We start from the raw sequence: 20,142 nt of genomic DNA, 5'->3' as shown, positions 1-20,142 counted from the left end.
ATGAGTCTGCGTCGTAAGAAATATGCCCTAAGTCTGTCCTTTGACAAGTATTTAAAACAATTGCTTTAGGGCAAAAAACTTTCAACACTTGCAAAATGGAAATAGAAGATTTCATGCGTTTGTCGTGGCGAATGAGAGTAAAAAAATAAGGCCAGGGAGACTTCCGAAACCTCACACAATTTTATTTTCTCTATTTAATGCAACAGATGATTCAAAACCGTCCAGTAAGGACTGTTCATCCCATTGGACCTTAATTAGCAGCCATCTATCAATAGCAACTAGAAAAATGAGCTTGTCTCATAAAAACATATCCTAAGTGTAGCAATAAACCAACTACTTCAACCTTCAATTTTGACGTATAAAAAGTAGCTCCCAACCTTATCACTAGATTCAAGGAATAAGCTCATTAAATTGAAAAATTAAAACAAAAAAATGACCTAAAGGTCAAAGATATTTTCAATAAAATTTGAAATCCGTTGGCAAATGGTGGGCAAACACCCTCAAAACCTTGATAAATCAAGGGGATATAAGGAGAGGAGGGGATAAAACACCCTTTTTTCTCTCCTTTTGTATTTCTGATATATTGATATTAACAAGTTTTTGATATAAAAACAACAATAAAACACATAAACCTAAAACAAGTTGACGGGTGTTTGGCGGGTGCTTACATTACTTATAAACCTTCCATATCAAAATTATCAAGAACCAACAAAATCAAGGGTTTGGACACATCCCCCAGACAATTCAACGACTATGGACATGGTCTTTTTTTATTGCGCTCAAAATAAAAAAACCCCCAGCAATTGCTGAGGGCAGTTGTCTTATTGAAAGGATGTCCTTTCTTTTTTTATTTAGCTAATTTAGCAAATTCCTCTTCTGAGACGACAACATTCTTGATGTTAGCTTTTGATGTTGTTACGACAAGCACCTCTTCCGCTTTCCCATCTTCAGTGTGCTTCGCAAAATCCACTTCTACGCCTACAAAAAAGTCAAGTTGCCCGTTGTCCATGACGATATAGCCATGCACATGATACTTGCTGTAAGAGCCTTTGTGGTCACTAGCTCGCACAGTGAGTTTATAAGAGCCATCGGTTTGCTTAGCAGCATCATACCACTTGAGGTCATCTTGACCGTTTTCCTCGGTCCAAGTCGGCAATTTGACAGCTTTAATGCCGTTGCTGTTGGAGAGGCTTGTGACCGTGACAGTAAAGGCACCTTTTTACCAGTCTTTTGCGACTGAGATAGCCCCTTTGCTAGTTGACTGGTCTAGGACAACATACTTATCTCCGATAAAGTATTTTTGACCGCTTGATGATACCAAGTAAACATGTGAGATGTACTTACCTTTTTCGTTTTTGTGCTCACTTGCCTTAACTGTGTACTTATAAGAGCCATCTGCTTGCTTGGTGGCCTTGTGCCAAATCAAATCGTCTTGACCCTTATCAGAGGTCCATGTTGGCACTAGCACCTCTTTAAGACCGGATGGTGCTTTGATTTGACTGATGACAACGTCGTAGCTGAGCGTTTTTTGATTGATGCTGCTGATAGCAATTTGAGCGGTTGGTTTAAGCTCTGCCTTTGGCTTAGACTGCGCTGCAATCATAGCCTCAACAGTTTTACCAAAGCTGGCAAAGTACTTGATGCGCTGGATAAAGTACGCTTTAACGCTTGCCGTTGAGTTGCCGTGCAAAGCCATTGATCGGTGCGGACAGCTCGTAGGAACAAACTCATGATGTAGCTTGACGGTATTGCTGTCAATTGGCAATCCGTAAAAAAGGAGGTCCTCCGCAGCTTGCATAAGGGTCATGTCCTCGTTTGCTAAAAATTCGGCGTCATTTGCAGACATTGATTGACATACCTCATAGCCGATATAGCTACCGTTACCAGTCGCATGACCAGTATGCCAAGCCACGTTAAAGGTGTCAACGACACGAGCGATACAGTTACGATCAATATAGTAGTGTGCGATGCCTAGTGCTTTATCACGAGGACCAAGCCAGTTAACATACTGCTCAGCAGTCATGCTACCAGCGTCGTTGTGGATAACAACGCCAGCGATTTTTGACATACGACCTGCGTTTAGTAGTGATACGTTGATTTTTTTGACCATGATTAGTTTCCTTTCCACGCCTCGTTAGCTTGTTTGACAGCTGACTCGATAAATAGATTTAGGTCATCGTCTGACATGTGAATATTGTATTTTTGTAGCTCTGATGAAATCTGAGTTTTGGCATGCGCTAACTTATCAGCTCCCTTGTAGCCTGTTTCTGCTGCAACTTGCTCCACAGCGTTGACTGCGTTCCACGCTAAAATTTCAGCAATCTTGACAGCTTTTTCACCGCCTTTTTTAATCAGATAGCCCTTGATAGCTTGCACTGCAATTACAACCCACATAGCCAAAATCCCCAAAAATGAGCTGATGATGATATCTGTAATTTGTGTCATGTTACTCCTCCATTTTTAGTTGTTCGTATTGTTCTATAAGCTTATCAATATATCCGTTACCGCCAAGAGCTTTGTAATTTTTGTGCATTCGGCCAATGAGCTTGTACTCTTCCGATGTCGTATTGCCTCGCTCTAAAGCATGTTTGATGTCTCGCTCAAGTCTGAGATACATCGTTGATAGATGAGCTTCGTCGTGCAAATCTAGCTTAGATTGCACATTTTTTAGTACTTCATTGTTGCTATCTGCTGTTGCATTAAGCTGATTGATACTCTCACGTTGCTCGTCTAATCCAGTTTTAATCTCGTTAAACTGACTCTTGCTGAGGTTATTTGAGCGAGAAGCCATATAACCAAAGGCACCTGTGGCGATAACACCAATGGTAGGAGCAAGCGCCCCTACCATGTCCAAAACTTGTTGTGGCATTATCTACCTCGCATTACTCTTGTACTTTTTCGGTTGGGTCAGTCCAGTCAGGATTTCCATTTTCATCAAATTTCATGATATAAAATTCTTCGTTAAAGAGGTCTGCTACGTTGATAGTAGTCGTTGTTCCACCCCAAGGATTAAACGCCCAAACTGTCTCAACTTCCACCAGTTGACGTTTACCTTTAACAACTGCTGGACGTTTCTGCACATCACGATACATGTAAAAGTCATTGTTGGCGTTTTTGCAGCGGATAAACTCGCCGTTTTCTTTCATGTAATGCAAAGCAGTCGCCAAGTCAAAAGGTTCAGTGATAGCGTTAATGTCAAGTAATGTGTTTTCTGTTGTTTGTGTCATGATTATTCTCCTTTTTCTGTTTCGTCTGGTTGTGTTTGTGTATCAAGCAGAGCTTCTAACTCTGCCTTTTGTTGGTTTAACAAATTAATATTTTTTTGTGCTTCTGTCAGCTGGATAGCTAACAAATTTTTAGTCGTTGATTCTTCGACAAGTTTCGCTGTCAAATCATTTACAGTCAAGCGTAACGCTTGATTAAGCTGTTGGTCTTGGTTCATTTTGTCTTCCTATTTGATGGTATTCCATGTTTCGATAACATCACCACGACCGGTGATGTTGACTAAGTGTTTAAAGTTTGTGTTGAATTGCTGTAGGACCTCCTTCAAGCTAATATAGTTTGTGGCTGTTCTGAACAAATAAACATCACCGATGTTCAGTTTTGAACTAGGTCTGTCACTTGTACGGTGAGCATCTATGTCTAGTTTCCCTGGCAAGGTATTGATATCCCATCCATCCGAATCTTCATAAGCAGAGCTAGCCAGTCTGACCGTATCACCTACAACATCAATCGAATCATCCTGAGCGCCATTCCAAGCCCTAATTCCTACAAAGCCGCCGTCGTTTGATGACTCTGTTCCATTTCTGTTTGACCCAATTACAGTAACTCCTACTCTCCTACTACTTGATGTTCCAGTAGCGAATTTTACAAATTGGGTAGGATACCCACTCAAAATCCGCTTAAGTGCAGCCTGGTCAGTATAGTAAAGGATTTGACCATTGTTTAACTGGATTTGCATAGCATTGTTAATAGCTTTGAGTATACCGCCTGAAATCTGATTAGCTGACATAGTAACAGATTGCACTTGCGTGATAAAAGCATTTTTTGCAAAGAGCTGTTTGAGGTAAGCCTCGTTGGCCATCAGTTTGTTAAACAAAGCCTGATCAACGACGAGCTTGTCAGCAGTGACCGAGTTAGCGGCTAAAATTGCTGCAGTAACTGACCCTGACTCAAAATTAGCCGTTTTTAGCTTATCAATCATCGCAGACTTGATTACGGCATTATCAATGAGCGTTTGTCCTGTGATGTGTGTCAGACCTCCATCAATACGATTAGTACCGTTTGCTAAAAGGTTGATTTGATTAAGCACCGTACCAGCGCTAGTCAGATTTTTAACTGCCCAAGAGCCAGCGAGTTGACTCATTTGGGATTTAAGACCATCCGCTCCAGTGACTTCCTGCACTAAGCCCTTAGCCGTCTCAATTGCTTGATAAATGTCACCACCAGCCACAATCGACCGCTCAAACTTACTAGCGGACTGAATAGCTTGGGAAATACTTGAGCCGTCACCGATAAGGCGCTTGTGAGCATCTACGGTGTCTTTGACCGTGTTAAATCCGGTAACTGCTGATAGCTCTTTTGCAGATGGACCCCACGGTTGCTCAAGACGACCCTCAAGTAATTGATAGCCTGCAACGCTAAAACCTCCGACGTCACTAGCCATAATAGCAAATCTCGCTCTGATTTTGCCTGAGCGCGTTGGGACAAAGTGCAATGTAAACCGTTTAAAATCAGTACCAATACCGTCAATATGATGGTTACGTCGGGTTGTACTTGTGATATTGTCACTACCATCGTTATATAAGTAAAAGTAGACAGTGCCCGTTGTTTGTTTGGCGACATATGCGCTAAAAATGTACTCTTTACCAGATTCTACTTGCCAGGTTAGCGTCGGCGATGCCTTGTTACCACTTTGCCAAGTCAACACATCCGCTCCTGCGACAGTACGACCGTCTAGTCCCCAATTGCCATCAATCAAAAAGTGAGACCCGCTAAAATCCTTTGTCCCGTCTACGAGATTGACGCTTGTTGACGTTGGTATCAGTGCTTTTGTCTCAGTAATCTTACGCTCAAAACTGCCTGCAGTTTCCGTCACAAGGTTTTGTACAGTCGTTGTTGTTGCATAAGGTTGCAACGCAGAGGCTGTGATATAGCCACGACCAGCAATGTTGCTATCAACCTGTGATTTTGTTTGATAGCCTCTGTCTGTTATAGCTTGCTCAACCTGCGTCCTAGTCAGTCGTTTAGCAAGCTCACCCGCTTGAGTTGTGATATCTGTCTCAAGTTGTGTCATACGACCAGTTAGGCTGTCAAATTGACTAGCGCTTACAACGTCTCTCAACTGACTTACTGTCTGCTCTCTAAACGTTTTTAACTGACTTACATCTCCAGCAGTTGTCTGAGTTTGACGTGATATCTCTGCAAGGTTTTGCTCTACTGTTTGCTTGTATAAAGCTTGCTCTGCAATGATATCTAAGTCGGACTCCCTGTAATCTCCAGATACTGCGCCTTGTACAAGCATAAATCCGCCAGTCATCATCCAGCCTGCATCACTTGCTAACATGGCAAACCGTGGTCTGATTTTACCGTTTCGCGTTGGTATAAAAGTTATTTTAAAACGCTGGATTTCCGGTCCAACGTTTTCGATGATTGTCTCGCGAGGTGTAGTGCTTGTGATGTGATGATGCCGCAAATCGTACAAATAAAAGTACAATCGACCAACGTTTTCTCTTGCAATATAAGCTGTAAATGTATACGTCATATTAGCCTTGACATCAATTTCGATGATGGGGCTGTTTTTATTTCCTGATGTCCAACGTTTAAAGGTAAACGGATAACCACTAACAGTGACATCTTCGAGTGTTGCACCATCCGTATACCAACCATTGCCAGACATCGTCCGCGAGCTCGGAATAAGATTGTTTGTTCCAATTGAAAAATTTTCATACCTCGTCGTCAGTCCAGCTATACCATCCTCTACGACCTTAGTCCGCTCGCTCACATTAACAATCTGCCCAGTCTGATCATTGACTGTCTTAGATAGCTCTGTGAGCGTCGTTTTTGTGCTATTGGCTAGCTGTTCTACCGCAGATGTCCTGCGTGTCAATTGCTCTTGTGCGCTAGCTTGTGTAAGCAATTGTTGCGCCTGTTGAGCGAGTTGTCCATCTAAAGACTGTCTAGCTGATGCAATCAGTCTAATTGCCTCTGCGATAGCGTCCACTTTTGCTTGCGTGCCAATTTGTTGCGCTTGCTGGGCTATCGTTTTAGCGTCAGTCGCTTGTGCACGGATGTCAGAGACTTGTTGCTCTTGTGCTGCTTTGTTAGCTTGATACTCGCGTTCAAAAGTGTCAAATTCTTGCGAGATGTCCTGACGGATAGTATCCGCATAAACCTCAGCGTCAGCCTTAGCTTTTTCGATATCATCATTAATTGCTTCGACGCGCTTGTTAAACTCAGCGTCAAAAGCAGCGTTAGCATTTTTTACGGCACGCTCGACAGCAACATCCTGAACTGAGGCACTCGCTCCAAGTATTGCATCAGCAGCATTAGACAAGCCACTGGACACCCCAGAGCCTCCAACCCCTGGTTTGTCGTCAAAGGTAATAAAAATGTACTCTTCTGTCAGAGCGTTGAACTCATAAGCAATAGCCTTCTTGTAGAGGTCAGCATTATGTTTTCTGCTTTTGAGGTTGACTGTATCGCCCAGATGGACTACTTGCCCGTCAAGCTCATAGGCTTCAATCTCGATAGCGTCCGAAACCTTGTCAACATCTTCATGTTTGAATTTAGCTTCAGCCCATTTCTTTAATTCCTCAACGGTCTTTAGGTCATTGTTCTGATACTCTTTTTCATTGATGTAAGGATAATTTCCGATAAGTGGACTATCTACCGTTACAGTCAAAACTGTATCTTCTTCAGCTCCCTCAGCTTTAAAAGTTGACCGTGCATGAATCCTAGTCACAACACCTTGAGAGTTTTTGGTACGCTGATAGGACTTGAGGTTTTTGTGTGTCGTGATGACAACTCCACGGTCAGCACCACGACTACGCTTGATAGATAGAGCAAAGTTATCACGGACAAGCTCACCCTCCCACGTTCCAACAATGCTGTGCTTTCCATCCATAAGGACAGAGTAGAGCGTTTTTGCTTCGTCAGTGTTAAAGGTCCTGTTGTCCGTGATATCGCTAGTAAAGGAAAAATCTCCCAAACCAGTCTTTGCATTTTGCACCATCTGAGATAAGGCCATAGCACAGCCTTGTCCAACCACAGAGACAGGCTTAATTGACCGCTGCATGACATCATCAGTAATATGATAGGCTGTGATGTCCATACTGTCGTCGTTTTCGACAGGTTTTTTAATGCGAAAAAGCTGAGCACCTAAGACAGGTGTTGGAGCCTTAATCAGCATATCTTCTTGGATAAGTTGATAAATGCCTGAGTCGGTAATCGGATAGCGAACCGTGAGCATAAAGTCTCCATTGGTTTCTTCTTTGACAATGGCAGAGCTAGCCTCATGTAACGGTATGCCATTCCATTTGACCGTCTTAACGTCTTTATCAAGTAAAAAAAGCAATTATGCCCACCCCCAAACAATTTCAAATTTTAACGATGTAATACCTGGACCAAGTACAACCCCAATTGGCTGACCCTTGCTTGCATCAACTGTGATAAAATCACCGCTCCACTTAATGAGCTTACCACTAGCTGTTTTAAAGCTAGGATTATTAGGATCATTGACCATTACCAGCGATTCCGAAAGCTTTTCAAGTCGTATCACTTGGTTATCTATCGTAAACGATGTCTCAGAGGCACTCTGACCCACCACTGTAATTTTTGGAAAAGCAAGAGCTGACCCTTGCACCCTCAAGACCCCATTCCCAGTCAATGTCTGGGTATCAGTGGTTTTGAAAAACTTGGTGGGGTGGCAAGTAAAGGTTACCTTGGTCACGTAAAGACCAGGTTTCTCTTGTTCCGCATCAGTGGCGCTTGCCTTGTAGCACCAGAGCCTTGTAGTCTTCACACGCTCATTCTCCAACCAAAACTTCTCACGAATGAAAAGGCTCATGAATTGATTGAGCTGTTCTTCAGTAGGCTTGACTAGATAGATGGTGTAGGCCTTCTTGACAAATTCACGGTGCTTGTTGGTTTGAACAATCGCCCCACTAATGCCATCATGTTCCAAAAGATTTGTCTTACTATCCCCCAACGTCACAGAAGGAGAGTCATGAACAATTACCTTAAATGGAAAAGACGATGTTTTCACACCGTCAATAACTAACTCATTATGTTTAATCATGCTAGCCCTCCTTTCAGTTGTGTTTTACGTTGTAGCTCATCAGCGATACGCTGAGCAACTTGATTAGCAATCTTGGTGATATCAGCTTCCTCACGGACAACATTGCCTGTGATGGTGATGTTAATGGTTGGTGTACTGCCTCCCATTGTCTGAGCAATACCACGGCCAATTGCTCCGAGTGTCTTATCATTAAGTGGTAAGATAGCTTCATTACCTGCCTCACCACCAACCATAAGATTGTTACCGTTCATACCAAATGCTGTCGGCTTAGTCAAAATACCACCCTTGGCATACCATTCGATGCCAATTTTAGGCACTCCACCTTTCAGCCAGTCAAGTGGGTTGGCTGACCCAGAGATAGAAAAGTGTGGCAGTGGAATGTGTGGCCAACGAATTTGAAAGTTGAACAGACCCTTGATGGCATTGATAGCATTCGAGACTGCATCTTTGGCGCCATTGATAGCATTAGAAATACTATTCTTTATGCCATTCCAGATGTTTGAAACCGTGTTTGATATCCCATTGAGGATGTTGCTGACGGTTCCTGAGATAGAATTCCAAATGTTTGAAATCGTTCCAGATATACCACTCATCACATTTCCGATATAAGATTGAATAGCGGATAGGATTGTTTGAACAATGCTCTGAATACCATTCCAGACAGTTGAGAATACTCCCTTTATCGTTTCCCAAGCACCAGACCAGTTTCCGTTGATGATCTGCATGACTGCTGTGATAATGCCCAGGACAACGTTAATGGCCGTTTCAACAACCGTCTTGATAACTTCCCAAACTGTTGAGATGACCAATTGAATGTTGTTCCAACTAGCTTCAATAAGCGGACCAAGTATGCTCATGACAGTCTGAATAACGGATTGAATGGCATTCCAAATTGTCTCAGCGGTTGCTCGAATCAATTCCTGATTCTCTGCCCACCAGGTAGACAAAGTCCCCCAAATAGACATCACAAAATCAGATATTTGCTGAACAATCGTATTGATGACAGACATAATGGCATTCCATATCTCTGTAACAGCAGTTCTGAAACCTTCATTGTTTTGCCATAGATAAACTATTGCTGCAACTAAAAGACCTATTACAGCTATAACTCCTAGGACTGTCCCGACAATTGGAGCCATAGCTGTGACAACTCCCATAATTGATGGTAATAACGTAGAGAACCCGACGGCTAGCCCAATAATGATTGGGAGTAACGTTCCAGCAGCTGCTAAAACTAGACCAATGATAACAATGAAGTTTCTCACAGGGCTATCTAACCCATTAAACCATTCAACCACGCTCTTCAATACATCAACTAACACTTCCATGATTGGAGCTAACACTTCTGATATAGCGTTCCCAATATCAGCCATGGCCAGTTTCGCTTCATTCTGAGCTGTGGTGAATCTATCTATCGGATCTAACGTTGCTTCATACGTCGTACTGACAACTCCAGCTGCATTCTCAGCAGTTCCTGCCAAGTTTTCAAAAGAAAAAGCTCCACGCTTAATGGCATCAACCATTCTAGGTGCCGCTTTCGTACCAAACACTTCGGCTGCTATTGTAAGAGCATCTGTTTCGGATGTACTGGATTTGATTTTATCGATGGTTTCAGCAAGTCCCTCTTTCATGGTCTTGCCGTCTTTGGCATAGTTAACTGCGGCCTTTGATAAAGTACCCAATGCAGCAGATGAGTCCACACCAGCTTGCTCAAATTGTCCGATAAGAGCCACACCTTCATCAAATTCCAGCCCAAGAGCTTTGATTTGAGGCGCCCCATCAGTCGCTTTCTTCATCAAGTCATCAACTGATACTCCTGTCAGCTGAGCAACATACGTTGTAGAATCCAGGACATCGCTCAGCCAATCTACAGATAGACCGTATGCCTCCAAAGCTCTTTTGGAATTGATAGTGCTATTCGTAACGTCGGAGCCATTGATTTCTGCGAACTTTATCATATCTTCAGCGGTCAACTGAAGAGCATCCCCCATCAAACCAAACTGGGTATTGACCTCACCAACAGCACTGCCTGCAGTTTCAAAGTCCGTAGGAATGGACGTTGCTACGTTCTCGGCTATTCCTATCATCTCATCAAGAGCTTGACCTGTAGATCCTGTCTTTGTGATGATAGTGTCCATCCCAGCATCGACTTCTCGGAAGGCTTCCAGTGCATTCTGCCCAAGCTCTATCAACTTGTCACTAACTTGACTGAGCTTATCACTAAAGTCCATGAGCAAGTCGGCTTTGAGTAATTGATTGGTTTCTGATAAGTCTGACTTAACGCTAGAGCTAGCACCAGTCATCCCATTCATTTCCGACTGCAACCCATTGAATGCTGCCTTGGTTTCGTTCAAGGATTTCTCTAGTTTGTTAGCTTCAGTAGAGTTCTCACCATATTCTTTTTTAGCCAATTCTAATTGCTGTTCAAGGTTAGACACTTGTTTTTCAACAATTTCTGACTGTGCAGCAACCTTTTTCTGAGCTAGTGCTAGTTTTTCAGAAGCAGTTGCATTTTGCCCAAGTTCGCTTTCTTGCAATTTAAAAGCACTGGTTACTTTATCCATTTCAGAACCTAGCTGATTCTGTTCAGACTGTAGTTTGTCAAGCTTAATGACATTGTTATCAGTAGCATTGCCATTATTTGCCAGAGCCTTGTTAACATTCTCAAGTTTATTTTCATAACCTTTAAGAACATTCTGAGTAGTTTCCACTTCACGTTGAAAAGCACGGTACTGATCAGCTCCAATGTCGCCATTTTTAAACTGCTGTTCAACCTGTTCCTGAGCCTTAACCAATGTCTCAAGTTTTTCCCTGGTATTGGACACTTGCTGTTGTAAGACCTGTTGCTTCTGAGTCAGTAATGTGACATTCCCTGAATCAAATTTCAAGGCCTTGTCAATCTGTCTCAGCTCTTTAGTTGCTTCAGTGGCATTCTTATTGACATCTTTCAGCGCCTTCTGTAAGGGTTTGGTGTCGCCATCAATCTCAATCTTAATTCCTTTGATATTACTCGCCATTCATTTCCTCCTTTCTTCGACAATCGCCTACCCTCCCACCACAACTAAAAAAGCAATGCCTTTCTGATGGTCTCTTTGACCAAGACCCAGTAATATCAAGAAACTTGAGCTTAGAATCCATCTCTCAGCACTGCTTTTTCTTTAAAAACTGTCAAAATCTGCTTGAGTGGCTTTCCGTTCACCACCCTTGTCCTCACTGCGTAAATTCACATAATCGGTCTGATAATCCAGAGCCATTCCGATTGAAATGTGTTTCAAATCATCGATGGATAGCCCTGTTTCCTTACAACAAGAGAGGTAGGATTCTACTGTAAAGATTTCATCGCTTGCAGATTCTGTCGTGTCTGGTTCTTTTTTGTCTGCATACTCGCATTCAACATTTCCATCAAGTCCTGACTAATTTCCTGAACAGGGAACTCTTCCATTTCCATGAAGAATTGAGCATAAGGCTTGATACGAGGATTGGCAGACTTAGCAAACGTCCAGAAAAGACGATTGAAGAAAGTCATGTCAAAGTCAGCAAGAACAGACATGTCAATATTGCTGGCTTGCAATTCTTGACCAGGCTCTAGCTTGTCCAGTTCAGCCATAAGTGACTGACTGTTCAACATAGCGAATAAGTCTTGAAAATAGTCCTTGCCAAACTCTTCTTTGTAAGCAATAGGAGTATAGCCATTTGTGGCCAACTCATATTCCTGATCACCAATTGGAATGATTTTACGCATGTAATCCCCCTTTAAATACCAACAGCAGTTGGCTCATAAACTTTCTTGAACCAGTTGTCATAAACTTCCTTACTGTCAGCTGAAGTAATGGAACGTTTAACAACTGAATCAAGCGGACGTGGGCTAGCGCTGAAGGCAAGCTCACGCTTATTGACTGTGATACCCTTCTTAGTTGCTGAACCATTTGATGGACGGCTTACTGAACAGTAGTAAAGAACATGACGTGTCTTGTTCTTATCCCCAGAGAATTCAAACATGATAGCAAAGGCAGTTGGTTCAGCATCGCCCTTTTCAGTCATGACCCCAGTCTCAGGATCTTTGAGTTCTCCAAGGATTTTAGTAGCAAATGTTTCAATGATATGAGGGATCTTCAATTTTCCGTCATACCCTTCATTTGAGTTCATGAAGTGATAAGCAATATCATCCGCATCAATTGAACCTGATTCCCCTTTAGGGTCAAGAGTCAATTCCATAGCACCAGGAAATCGAAAGATTTCATCATAAGTGATAACACCTGTATCAAGTGCAAGTGATTTTACTGGTGCAACGTGCACATTTTTCAAACCAAAGGTCACTTTGTTTTCGGTTTTCTGCATGTCATTCCTCCTTAGTAAAGATAGACTGTGTAAGGCTTGACATATAGCCTTTCAGTCTCGATAAACGTTTCTTCTTGAGCTTCAAAAAAGAGCTCATGGCTTGACCATAGCTCTTCTAAGCGCTCCTCTGAATCTTCATCCTTTTTCTCAAAGGCCAATTCAACAACAACTGACTTAATCTGATGATTTACAGTGTTGTCAGCAGCACTGACAATAGGATTGGATTCAAAATAAACTAGATAAGGCAAATCAGGAACATTTCCCTCCTGATAAGCGTGGTAAGTAACAGGCAATCCAGCCTGTTCCAAAATTTCTGCAAACTCTGATAGTTTCATCGGCCAAGCTCCTTGATTCTTTTTTGGAAAGTCTCAATAGCATTTTCTTCAGCTGGCTTGATATGCACGATACCAGCAACACGTCCACCGTTCCTTGACAAATGCCCTTTTTCCAGCAAGTGAGTAAGGCTGGCAACAACGTTGTAAACCACATAAGACCCTGTTCCCAGTTTCTTCTTGCGCCAGCTCCTACGATACTTACCATACCTCTTAGGACTATTTTCTTTTAATTCTTGGACGGTCTCTTCAGCAACATCCTCAGCTATCTTATCAACTTCCTCTTCAATTTCCTTTGAGTAATTGGCCAACTCTTTAGCAATCAGACTGGCTAAATCATTACTCATGATAATTTCTCCGTCAAGGTCAATTCAATAGTTTCAATGTCAACAGGATAGGTCTTGAGGATGCGGTATCTTTTACCGTCAAACTCTGCTAGTTCCTGATTCTCATATTCAAAGCTATGGATATCAACAACTAGACTTGGACGAATACCAGCCTGATTAGCCTGATAAAACTCTGACCTGGTAATTGACCGCTTACGACATAACAGCTTAGTCTTAACGTCCTCTGTGATGTTCTGTTTCAGCTTATCTTGACCAGTGATTTTCTTAGCTATCAGTGTGATCTCATTGTTCCACATCGCTGACTTTTCCTTTCGATGAAACTTGTAAATTATGCAAGCGCCACTGAAGATGACGTGGCATATCCACACCACCTTCATAGCGATAAGCAGCAAAATCAACCACAAACATTTCATGGTCAGCACGATCAGAAACCAAGTCCACACCAAGATTCTCAGTCAGTTCAGTGATGACACTTGAAATAATTTTCTTTAGTGGCTTGTCCCTCAAGTCAGTGGAAATCCCTAACTTGAGTTTAAGCAATTCTAAAAGCTGACCCTCATCCATGTTTAGGCCTCAGCTTTCTTAGTGGTACGTTTGCGTTTTGGTTTTTCAGCTTCTTCAACTGGAGTTTCCTCATCAGCACTCTCTGGCACCTCCTCAGTGCCAGTTTCCTCTTCAACGAGAGTTTCAGTCTCCTTTGTATCATCACCAACAATCAAGAAGATTGACCCAGCTGAATTATTTCCAGTCAGCAAGCCCTTAGTAAAATTCTCAGACGGCTCATGTCCCTCACGAGGAAAGACATCGCCTGCCACATAGTCGTGTTTTTCTGGATCGTTTAAGTCCTTGAATGGACGAATAACTTTGTAACCCATTGACTACCTCCTTACAAAACTGCATCAGTGTATGTACCAAACACACCAGCATCGCCATCAGTTTTCTTAACGTCAAAACGTAAGTATGAAGCAAGATTCTTACCATAACGATGGTTGTCTTCCCACTGAACAGAGAGTTCCATACGGTTAAACAACACCAAGAAGTATTCAACATCACCGATGAAGTATTTCATCTCACCATCTGATCCAAGCAACTCATCATCGACTTTATAGATAGTATTACCAGAGAATGAATATCCAGTAGGTGAAGTGATGTCAGGTTGCAACATGTAGCGGCCTTCTTTATCTTTGACTTTATCCAAAGCATTGAACATTGAGTCTGTTACAACAAGAGATTTTTTATAGATTGATGGAATTTTTACATTCAGGATGTCTTTGAGTCCATCATATCCAGAAGCGTTGACAACTGTAGCTGTCTTCAAGATATCTGCAACAAGTGCCAGTTGGGTTTGTTCGTCTTGGTCTTGAACATCATCTTGCATGATACCGATTAGATCATACTGTGCATCATCAATAGATTCACGAGAAATTGGAAGTTCGCCACGGTAAGTCTTGATTTTAAAATCAACTTCCTCAATTTTAGATTTTCCAAGTTCTGGATTTTCTTCAAGTTCTCCAACTTCAATCATTTTACGCTTAGATTTCTTGATAACAGGATATGAGCCTGAACCAGTTTTTACTTTAACCACACGAATAAGGTTAAGTAATGGATTCTGACGTTCAGGTTCTTTTTGTGGGTTTAATACTTCTTCAGGAATAATAGCTCCTACATCAGTAGTCTTAACCCCTTCGCGCTTCTGTCCCATAGAACGGATATAAGCGACAACGGCTTCACGTTTTTCCATTTTTTGCTTTCCCCCACGCTCTCCAGTCCCAGGCGATTTGCTGTTTTGCTCATCAATCTGTTTCTGAAGGTCTTCAATTTCTTTTTCTAGCTCAGCTTTTTCAGCTTCTTTTTCTTCAAGTTCCTTCTGGATTTCTTCCAGAGATTTTTCAACTGCTGACACTTCTTCCTCAGTTTCAGCACGTTCAAGTTTCTCTGCTTCAGTAGCAGAGCGTTTGTTCAAGTCCTCAATGGACTCTTCAAGTTCAACTACTTTAGTAGCCTTAGCTCGCATACGAGCGCCAAAAATTAGAGCCTTATTCATAGCTTAAATTTCTCCTTAATCTCTTTTTTACGCTTATCAAGCGCTTCACGATTAGCACGCTGTTGACTTTCAAAGTCTTTTTGACGTGCAGCAATTTCAGTCTGTGGATATGCTGGGAAAGTACATGGACTCACTTCAAAGATTTCTAATTCAAGAATAGTGTCCAAGTAAGAACCGTCATCACGCTCTTCTGTATTGATTTTGATAGGCATGAATCCAAAGCTACAACCAATCACATCACCACGTTGAACACGAGCATAAACACCGACAGCTTGAGGGTCATTCTTATTGATGACGATATCCCCAAAGAGACCAACATCATCAACCCCCAATGTCACAGTTTCATTTCCAGTTCGTCCAAGAACCAAGCTGTGGTCATGATTAAACAAGGCACGAATATCAGCGCTCTGGATAGCTTTTTCAACACCCTCACGCTTGATAACCTCAAAATAACCAGGCCAAAGCTCAGTTTCCTCATCAAACTTAATGAAGTAGCCACTCAATATCAAATCACCAGATTCTTGTTCTTCTCTGGTTTGAAATTGAGTGGTCATATAAGCCTTACGTTTCTTCATCAGTTTTACCTCCTTCCTTGATTAGTTTGCTCTGATTGCCTAACTCACCTTGTGGCAGATAGTTTTCAAGAACAATGATTGCATCCATTTCAGGATCAGGAGCCATTCCCATCCAATCACGCCACTCATTCCTACGCATAGCAGCGCTGTCAGTCATCTGCTTAGCAACTGAAGACAGTTCTGTGATGTCGTATGAATAAAGAGAACGTGGATTGAATTTGAAGTAACGATTACTTGAAACAAGCAAATCCCTTGTCAGAGTCTGAGTAATAGTGATAGCTATGCTCATGATTGTAGTATTGACAAAGTTGTTGTATTCAACCTTGTTGAAGTCTCCAACCCCCAAAACAAAAGCTGGTACTCCTAAAAGTCCAGCTACTGTCTTTTTGTCAATTTCCACAGACTCATTCAAAGCAATATCATTCAGGCTCAGTGGTTTGACCTGTTGCACATCAATCAAGGCATCAGGAACAATCCAAGGAGCACCAGCCTGACTGGTCTCTAAGTATTTCTTAGCAATCTTGTCACGGCCTTCCATAGTTGCAAGCTCAGCATCTGATGAATCAACCTTGACAATCAAGCTAGGAATATTCTTACCACTCATGAACCCTTTCTTGGTCTGAGTGGCCATGTTTAAGTTTCGGACAATGTCCTGTAAGGCCAACCTGAACCCAGTCCCAATGAATGGAGCATCAGGATCAGGATTGATAGCAAAGTGAACAACCTCATCTGGTTCATAGTCAATGCCTTTGTAACTGATTAAGTATGTCTTATCGTTGGATTTGAACGACACCTCCCCCATCGGAAAAGGTCTCAAGTTCAGGATATAATCAGTTACAGGGTCATACTCCACATGGAGAACAGAATTACCGTCACCATATAGCAACAAGTCACGAACAATCTTGAAAATCCATGTCTTCCTTGTCATGTACTGACAAGGATTGACATCAATCTTACGAGCTAGACCATCTTTGACACGAATATCACCATCCTCAGTGTTTTCCATCAAGTGAATGGTCATATTGGAAACCATGTCAGCAATCTTATTGACTGCCATAATCACATCAGGATTCCGAGCCAATGGAATGTAGTTATCACCCTCATAGATTACACCAAAATTAGCATGACTTATCATGTTGACCGTTGACTTTGACTTGTTCCGTCTTAGTAGTCTATCTAAAAATCCCATGTTTCACACCTCCTTTCTAAACTAATCAAAGAATTGCATCACATTCTGGTTCTTGCCAAGATGAGCAAGAGCCTGGATACAAGCAAAAACGCTGGCATCGAACAAGTCAATCCTTGCTGTCCCACCGTCACCATCTAATTTTTCATATTGCACAGCGTCATCCACCTTTTCAATTGCTCTGACATTGCTGACACAGTATTCATAAGCCTCAGAATGTAAGTAATAGAACTCTTTATTCTTAACCTTGAACTCAATCCGCCTGAATCCCTCTGATTTCAGATAGAAAAGCTGAGGCTGGTCAATCATTTTGAACTTAGCCTTTTTCATCTTGGTCAAAAACTCACGGCCAAACTTTCTATCCATACCAACAGCAGCAATCTTGAAGCCTTTCTGCCTCATCTCAATGAACCACTTCACGATATCATCATAGAGTACCGTTGGAGTGTTGCTCATTGTCAACCAACCGTCCGACTGCCACCCGAAAAGTGGGATGCCGTCATCATTGGCTTTCTTCTGAGCATTGACACGAGGGAAGAAAGCGTGAGTGATACAGATATCAATGTCTTTCTTACCGTCATTGTAGATGCCGTAGAGTGCAGCAGCGGTCAAGTCATGCAAGCGGGACAAGTCCGCCCCACAGTACCACTTAATAGGTAAACGTGCCAGCTCTTCCAAACTCCAATCATAACAATCATCACTAGCGATAAACTCATCAGGATTGAAATAGGCATTCATAGAGTTAGTAAAGACATTCAAAGTCTTGTTGAAGAACTCATTCCTTGTCTGAGGATCGTTCATAGCTTGCTCAGCTTCTGCCCTCAAGGCTGGCATGGACACCGTGACACCCCAAGACGGATTGGCCATTTTTAAAACATTGTCATCCAGATAGTCTCCAACATCGCCATCAGTAGTCTGATTAGCTTTGCAGATGAAAATGAACAACGATTCATCACTGATTAACTGCTTGAGGACCTTCTGACAGTATTTCAGCCTGTTAGCAAGGAATCCTGTTGGAATATCCCCAGCTGTAGAGATAACAAAAAGCATACTGTTACGGCATGCCGACATTGTTTTCTTCATGAGACCATACTTCTTGGAATTTCGCATGGTGTGAGCTTCGTCAATAACAGTAACATTACCATTCAGTGAGTCCAGACGGCTCTCATCATTGGCCAAGGCCTGTATATAAAACGAACCATCATCTCCAAAATTAGCTGTGATAGAGTGTTCCTGGTTGTTGTCCTTGATACGGATAGACTTATCGTTCCAACGTTCCACATTGAACTTGATGAAGTTGAAAGCTTCAAGTGCCTGTTTGACTGAATTTGCCACAATGTAGCATTTTGAACCACTGTCAGAATCTAGTATCTGATAAAGCAGAGCAATCGCAGCCGTAAAGCTGGTCTTCCCATTTTTACGAGCCAACATAATCAAGGCTTCTTTAAACCTACGCTCATTAGTCCCAGCATGATAGAACCCAAAGAGATTGACAACCGTGAAATGTTGCCACGGTTGCAAAATCAAAGGCTTGTTACGGATAGACATGGCAAACATGTCGTCTCCTTGCTGATGGACTATAGAGTTCTCGATGAAGTGAACAGCAAAATCAACTATATCTTCATCAAGTTCATAGGCTGGATTTTCCAAATCCCTCAGAAAGCGTTCAGCGGCCAAAATACGTTCTTCATTGTGCTCTTCTCGATAGTTAATCACATAGTCAACGTAGGCCTTGGCTTTACCAAGATTAGTCAGAGCATGGCAGAAGGCTGAAAATCTTTCCTCAAATTCCTTATCCATCTCTTACCCTCTTTTTCTTGAGTTCATTCTTGAACTTCATAACATCTTTAAGCGGTGAGTCTTTTTCTTGTTCCACAATCTCACCAAGTGATTTTGGGTTCAACATCAGCTGGTTGGAATAGCTCAAGATGTCTTTTCTCAAGATTTCCATGGCTGTCAGGATTGGAACTTTCCTCTCATTCTCAGCACCAGCCTTATTGACATATACATCTGTGACAGGATAACCCATATCAGCATAGTCTTGAGCTAGTTTCTGGTACTGAAACAGCATTCCAGCAAAGATATCAATGATCATTTCAAATTCTTTTCGATAAGTGCCCAAGTCTTTCATCTGCTTGACCACTTTTGTCTTGATTGACTTCACTGTGATTGGTTTAGCCAAAAACTAACCCCCTTTCTCAAAAATCGCTGAGTTTTTACCCCCTTTTTATCTGAGCACCTCCGACTTGGAAAAAGTTCCCTTCACCGGTACCCAAAGCACCCAATAAAATTTCAAAGAGGTGGGGGGGATCCATAAAATTCCTCAAATTCTTTTTTTCGCTTTCTTTGCCAATAAATTCCCTGACCGACAACCTTGTCATTGACTCTATCATGAAATGTATTATGTTTGCGATTAGTTAACGCTAAACAATTCCATTCTACGAACTCGAGCTCAGGATATTCAGACACAGGAAAGATGTGATGAATCATTTCAGCTGGTACCGACAAACCGTACCTCAAACTTTCTTGACATAGGTAGTCAGACTTCCTCATCATCTTGTCTCGGAACTTTTCCCACTTCTTAGTCTTCAAGGATTGTCTGACTGGCTTGTAATAATGTGCCATACGTTCCTCCTTGTCAATGCAAAAAGGACAAGTCAACGACCTGTCCCTCTCATACAAGAAATCTATGGTACCATAATAAACTCTTTTTCGTGAGAAAACAAGTACCCTTTTTTCTCATTTTGAATCTTAGAAAAAAGTTTCCCACCTAACAAGAATTGATGTCACCAATAAATTATAATCTGTCTTTATCACTATGTTTTGATATCCGACTATTTCAAAACCAATTCCTGGATTATTTTTGATGTCATTGTTTAGCTGGTCGATAGCGTTCAATCCATGTTGTCTGTCACGATATTCTTTTATCATTCTGTACCTCCAAAAACTATACCAATTTGCCCATTGAGTTTGTCATACTGTATATTCTGTTAAACTCAGCAAAAGCCTTTGAGCTTTGAT

General features: G+C 41.9%; 22 protein-coding genes and 1 pseudogene. All 23 read right to left on the bottom strand.

The window, feature by feature from the left end; genetic code table 11:
• Window positions 1-847 precede the first annotated feature (847 nt).
• A pseudogene (locus tag EAF07_RS08280) lies at window positions 848-1,207 on the bottom strand (GBS Bsp-like repeat-containing protein); the annotation flags it as partial.
• A 12-nt stretch (window positions 1,208-1,219) separates the two neighbouring features.
• Entirely contained in the window at window positions 1,220-2,110 is an 891-nt protein-coding gene (locus tag EAF07_RS10660) for a GBS Bsp-like repeat-containing protein (protein ID WP_183121683.1), read from the bottom strand.
• A gap of 2 nt (window positions 2,111-2,112) precedes the next feature.
• A complete protein-coding gene (locus EAF07_RS08270; protein ID WP_121836091.1) occupies window positions 2,113-2,445 on the bottom strand; it encodes a phage holin in 333 nt (110 codons plus the stop codon).
• A 1-nt stretch (window position 2,446) separates the two neighbouring features.
• A complete protein-coding gene (locus tag EAF07_RS08265) occupies window positions 2,447-2,869 on the bottom strand; it encodes a hypothetical protein (RefSeq protein ID WP_121836090.1) in 423 nt (140 codons plus the stop codon).
• Window positions 2,870-2,882: 13 nt separating this feature from the next.
• Window positions 2,883-3,227, bottom strand: coding sequence for a hypothetical protein (locus EAF07_RS08260; protein ID WP_121836089.1), 345 nt, complete (start codon window positions 3,225-3,227; stop codon window positions 2,883-2,885).
• Window positions 3,228-3,229: 2 nt separating this feature from the next.
• Entirely contained in the window at window positions 3,230-3,442 is a 213-nt protein-coding gene (locus tag EAF07_RS08255; RefSeq protein WP_121836088.1) for a hypothetical protein, read from the bottom strand.
• 9 nt (window positions 3,443-3,451) lie between these two features.
• Window positions 3,452-7,576 carry a phage tail spike protein gene (locus EAF07_RS10805; RefSeq protein ID WP_245962715.1) on the bottom strand — a complete coding sequence of 1,375 codons (4,125 nt, stop codon included), beginning with the start codon at window positions 7,574-7,576 and terminating at the stop codon, window positions 3,452-3,454.
• Window positions 7,577-8,299 carry a phage tail protein gene (locus EAF07_RS08240; protein ID WP_121836087.1) on the bottom strand — a complete coding sequence of 241 codons (723 nt, stop codon included), beginning with the start codon at window positions 8,297-8,299 and terminating at the stop codon, window positions 7,577-7,579.
• Window positions 8,296-11,316: a phage tail tape measure protein gene (locus EAF07_RS08235; RefSeq protein WP_121836086.1), complete on the bottom strand. Its 3,021-nt coding sequence runs from the start codon at window positions 11,314-11,316 to the stop codon at window positions 8,296-8,298. The genes EAF07_RS08240 and EAF07_RS08235 overlap by 4 nt, the downstream gene beginning before the upstream one ends.
• Window positions 11,317-11,621: 305 nt before the next feature.
• Entirely contained in the window at window positions 11,622-12,041 is a 420-nt protein-coding gene (locus EAF07_RS08230; RefSeq protein ID WP_121836085.1) for a hypothetical protein, read from the bottom strand.
• 11 nt (window positions 12,042-12,052) lie between these two features.
• The gene (locus EAF07_RS08225; protein WP_121836084.1) at window positions 12,053-12,637 is read right to left on the bottom strand and encodes a major tail protein; all 585 of its coding nucleotides are present in this window, start codon (window positions 12,635-12,637) and stop codon (window positions 12,053-12,055) included.
• Window positions 12,638-12,648: 11 nt separating this feature from the next.
• Window positions 12,649-12,972, bottom strand: coding sequence for a hypothetical protein (locus EAF07_RS08220; protein ID WP_121836083.1), 324 nt, complete (start codon window positions 12,970-12,972; stop codon window positions 12,649-12,651).
• Complete coding sequence (locus tag EAF07_RS08215; RefSeq protein WP_121836082.1) at window positions 12,969-13,316, bottom strand: HK97 gp10 family phage protein; 348 nt, start codon at window positions 13,314-13,316, stop codon at window positions 12,969-12,971. Before EAF07_RS08215 ends, EAF07_RS08220 begins: the two co-directional genes overlap by 4 nt.
• Window positions 13,313-13,612 (bottom strand): phage head closure protein, encoded by a 300-nt coding sequence (locus tag EAF07_RS08210; protein WP_121836081.1) that lies wholly within the window; start codon window positions 13,610-13,612, stop codon window positions 13,313-13,315. Before EAF07_RS08210 ends, EAF07_RS08215 begins: the two co-directional genes overlap by 4 nt.
• Window positions 13,599-13,880, bottom strand: coding sequence for a phage head-tail connector protein (locus EAF07_RS08205; RefSeq protein ID WP_121836080.1), 282 nt, complete (start codon window positions 13,878-13,880; stop codon window positions 13,599-13,601). The genes EAF07_RS08210 and EAF07_RS08205 overlap by 14 nt, the downstream gene beginning before the upstream one ends.
• A 2-nt stretch (window positions 13,881-13,882) precedes the next feature.
• Window positions 13,883-14,191, bottom strand: coding sequence for a hypothetical protein (locus EAF07_RS08200; protein WP_121836079.1), 309 nt, complete (start codon window positions 14,189-14,191; stop codon window positions 13,883-13,885).
• An 11-nt stretch (window positions 14,192-14,202) separates the two neighbouring features.
• A complete protein-coding gene (locus tag EAF07_RS08195; RefSeq protein WP_121836078.1) occupies window positions 14,203-15,360 on the bottom strand; it encodes a phage major capsid protein in 1,158 nt (385 codons plus the stop codon).
• Window positions 15,357-15,935 carry an HK97 family phage prohead protease gene (locus tag EAF07_RS08190; RefSeq protein WP_121836077.1) on the bottom strand — a complete coding sequence of 193 codons (579 nt, stop codon included), beginning with the start codon at window positions 15,933-15,935 and terminating at the stop codon, window positions 15,357-15,359. The genes EAF07_RS08195 and EAF07_RS08190 overlap by 4 nt, the downstream gene beginning before the upstream one ends.
• Window positions 15,922-17,124 (bottom strand): phage portal protein, encoded by a 1,203-nt coding sequence (locus tag EAF07_RS08185; RefSeq protein ID WP_121836076.1) that lies wholly within the window; start codon window positions 17,122-17,124, stop codon window positions 15,922-15,924. Before EAF07_RS08185 ends, EAF07_RS08190 begins: the two co-directional genes overlap by 14 nt.
• A gap of 21 nt (window positions 17,125-17,145) precedes the next feature.
• On the bottom strand, window positions 17,146-18,876 hold the full coding sequence (locus EAF07_RS08180) for a terminase large subunit (protein WP_121836096.1): 1,731 nt from the start codon (window positions 18,874-18,876) through the stop codon (window positions 17,146-17,148).
• Window positions 18,877-18,913: 37 nt separating this feature from the next.
• Window positions 18,914-19,303: a P27 family phage terminase small subunit gene (locus tag EAF07_RS08175; protein ID WP_121836075.1), complete on the bottom strand. Its 390-nt coding sequence runs from the start codon at window positions 19,301-19,303 to the stop codon at window positions 18,914-18,916.
• A gap of 110 nt (window positions 19,304-19,413) precedes the next feature.
• A complete protein-coding gene (locus EAF07_RS08170; protein ID WP_121836074.1) occupies window positions 19,414-19,746 on the bottom strand; it encodes an HNH endonuclease in 333 nt (110 codons plus the stop codon).
• A 126-nt stretch (window positions 19,747-19,872) separates the two neighbouring features.
• Entirely contained in the window at window positions 19,873-20,052 is a 180-nt protein-coding gene (locus EAF07_RS08165) for a hypothetical protein (protein WP_121836073.1), read from the bottom strand.
• Between the last annotated feature and the right edge of the window lie 90 nt (window positions 20,053-20,142).

Source organism: Streptococcus hillyeri (genome assembly GCF_003686955.1).
GTDB classification, from domain to species: Bacteria; Bacillota; Bacilli; order Lactobacillales; family Streptococcaceae; genus Streptococcus; species Streptococcus hillyeri.
This window is presented reverse-complemented; position numbering and strand designations above follow the sequence as displayed.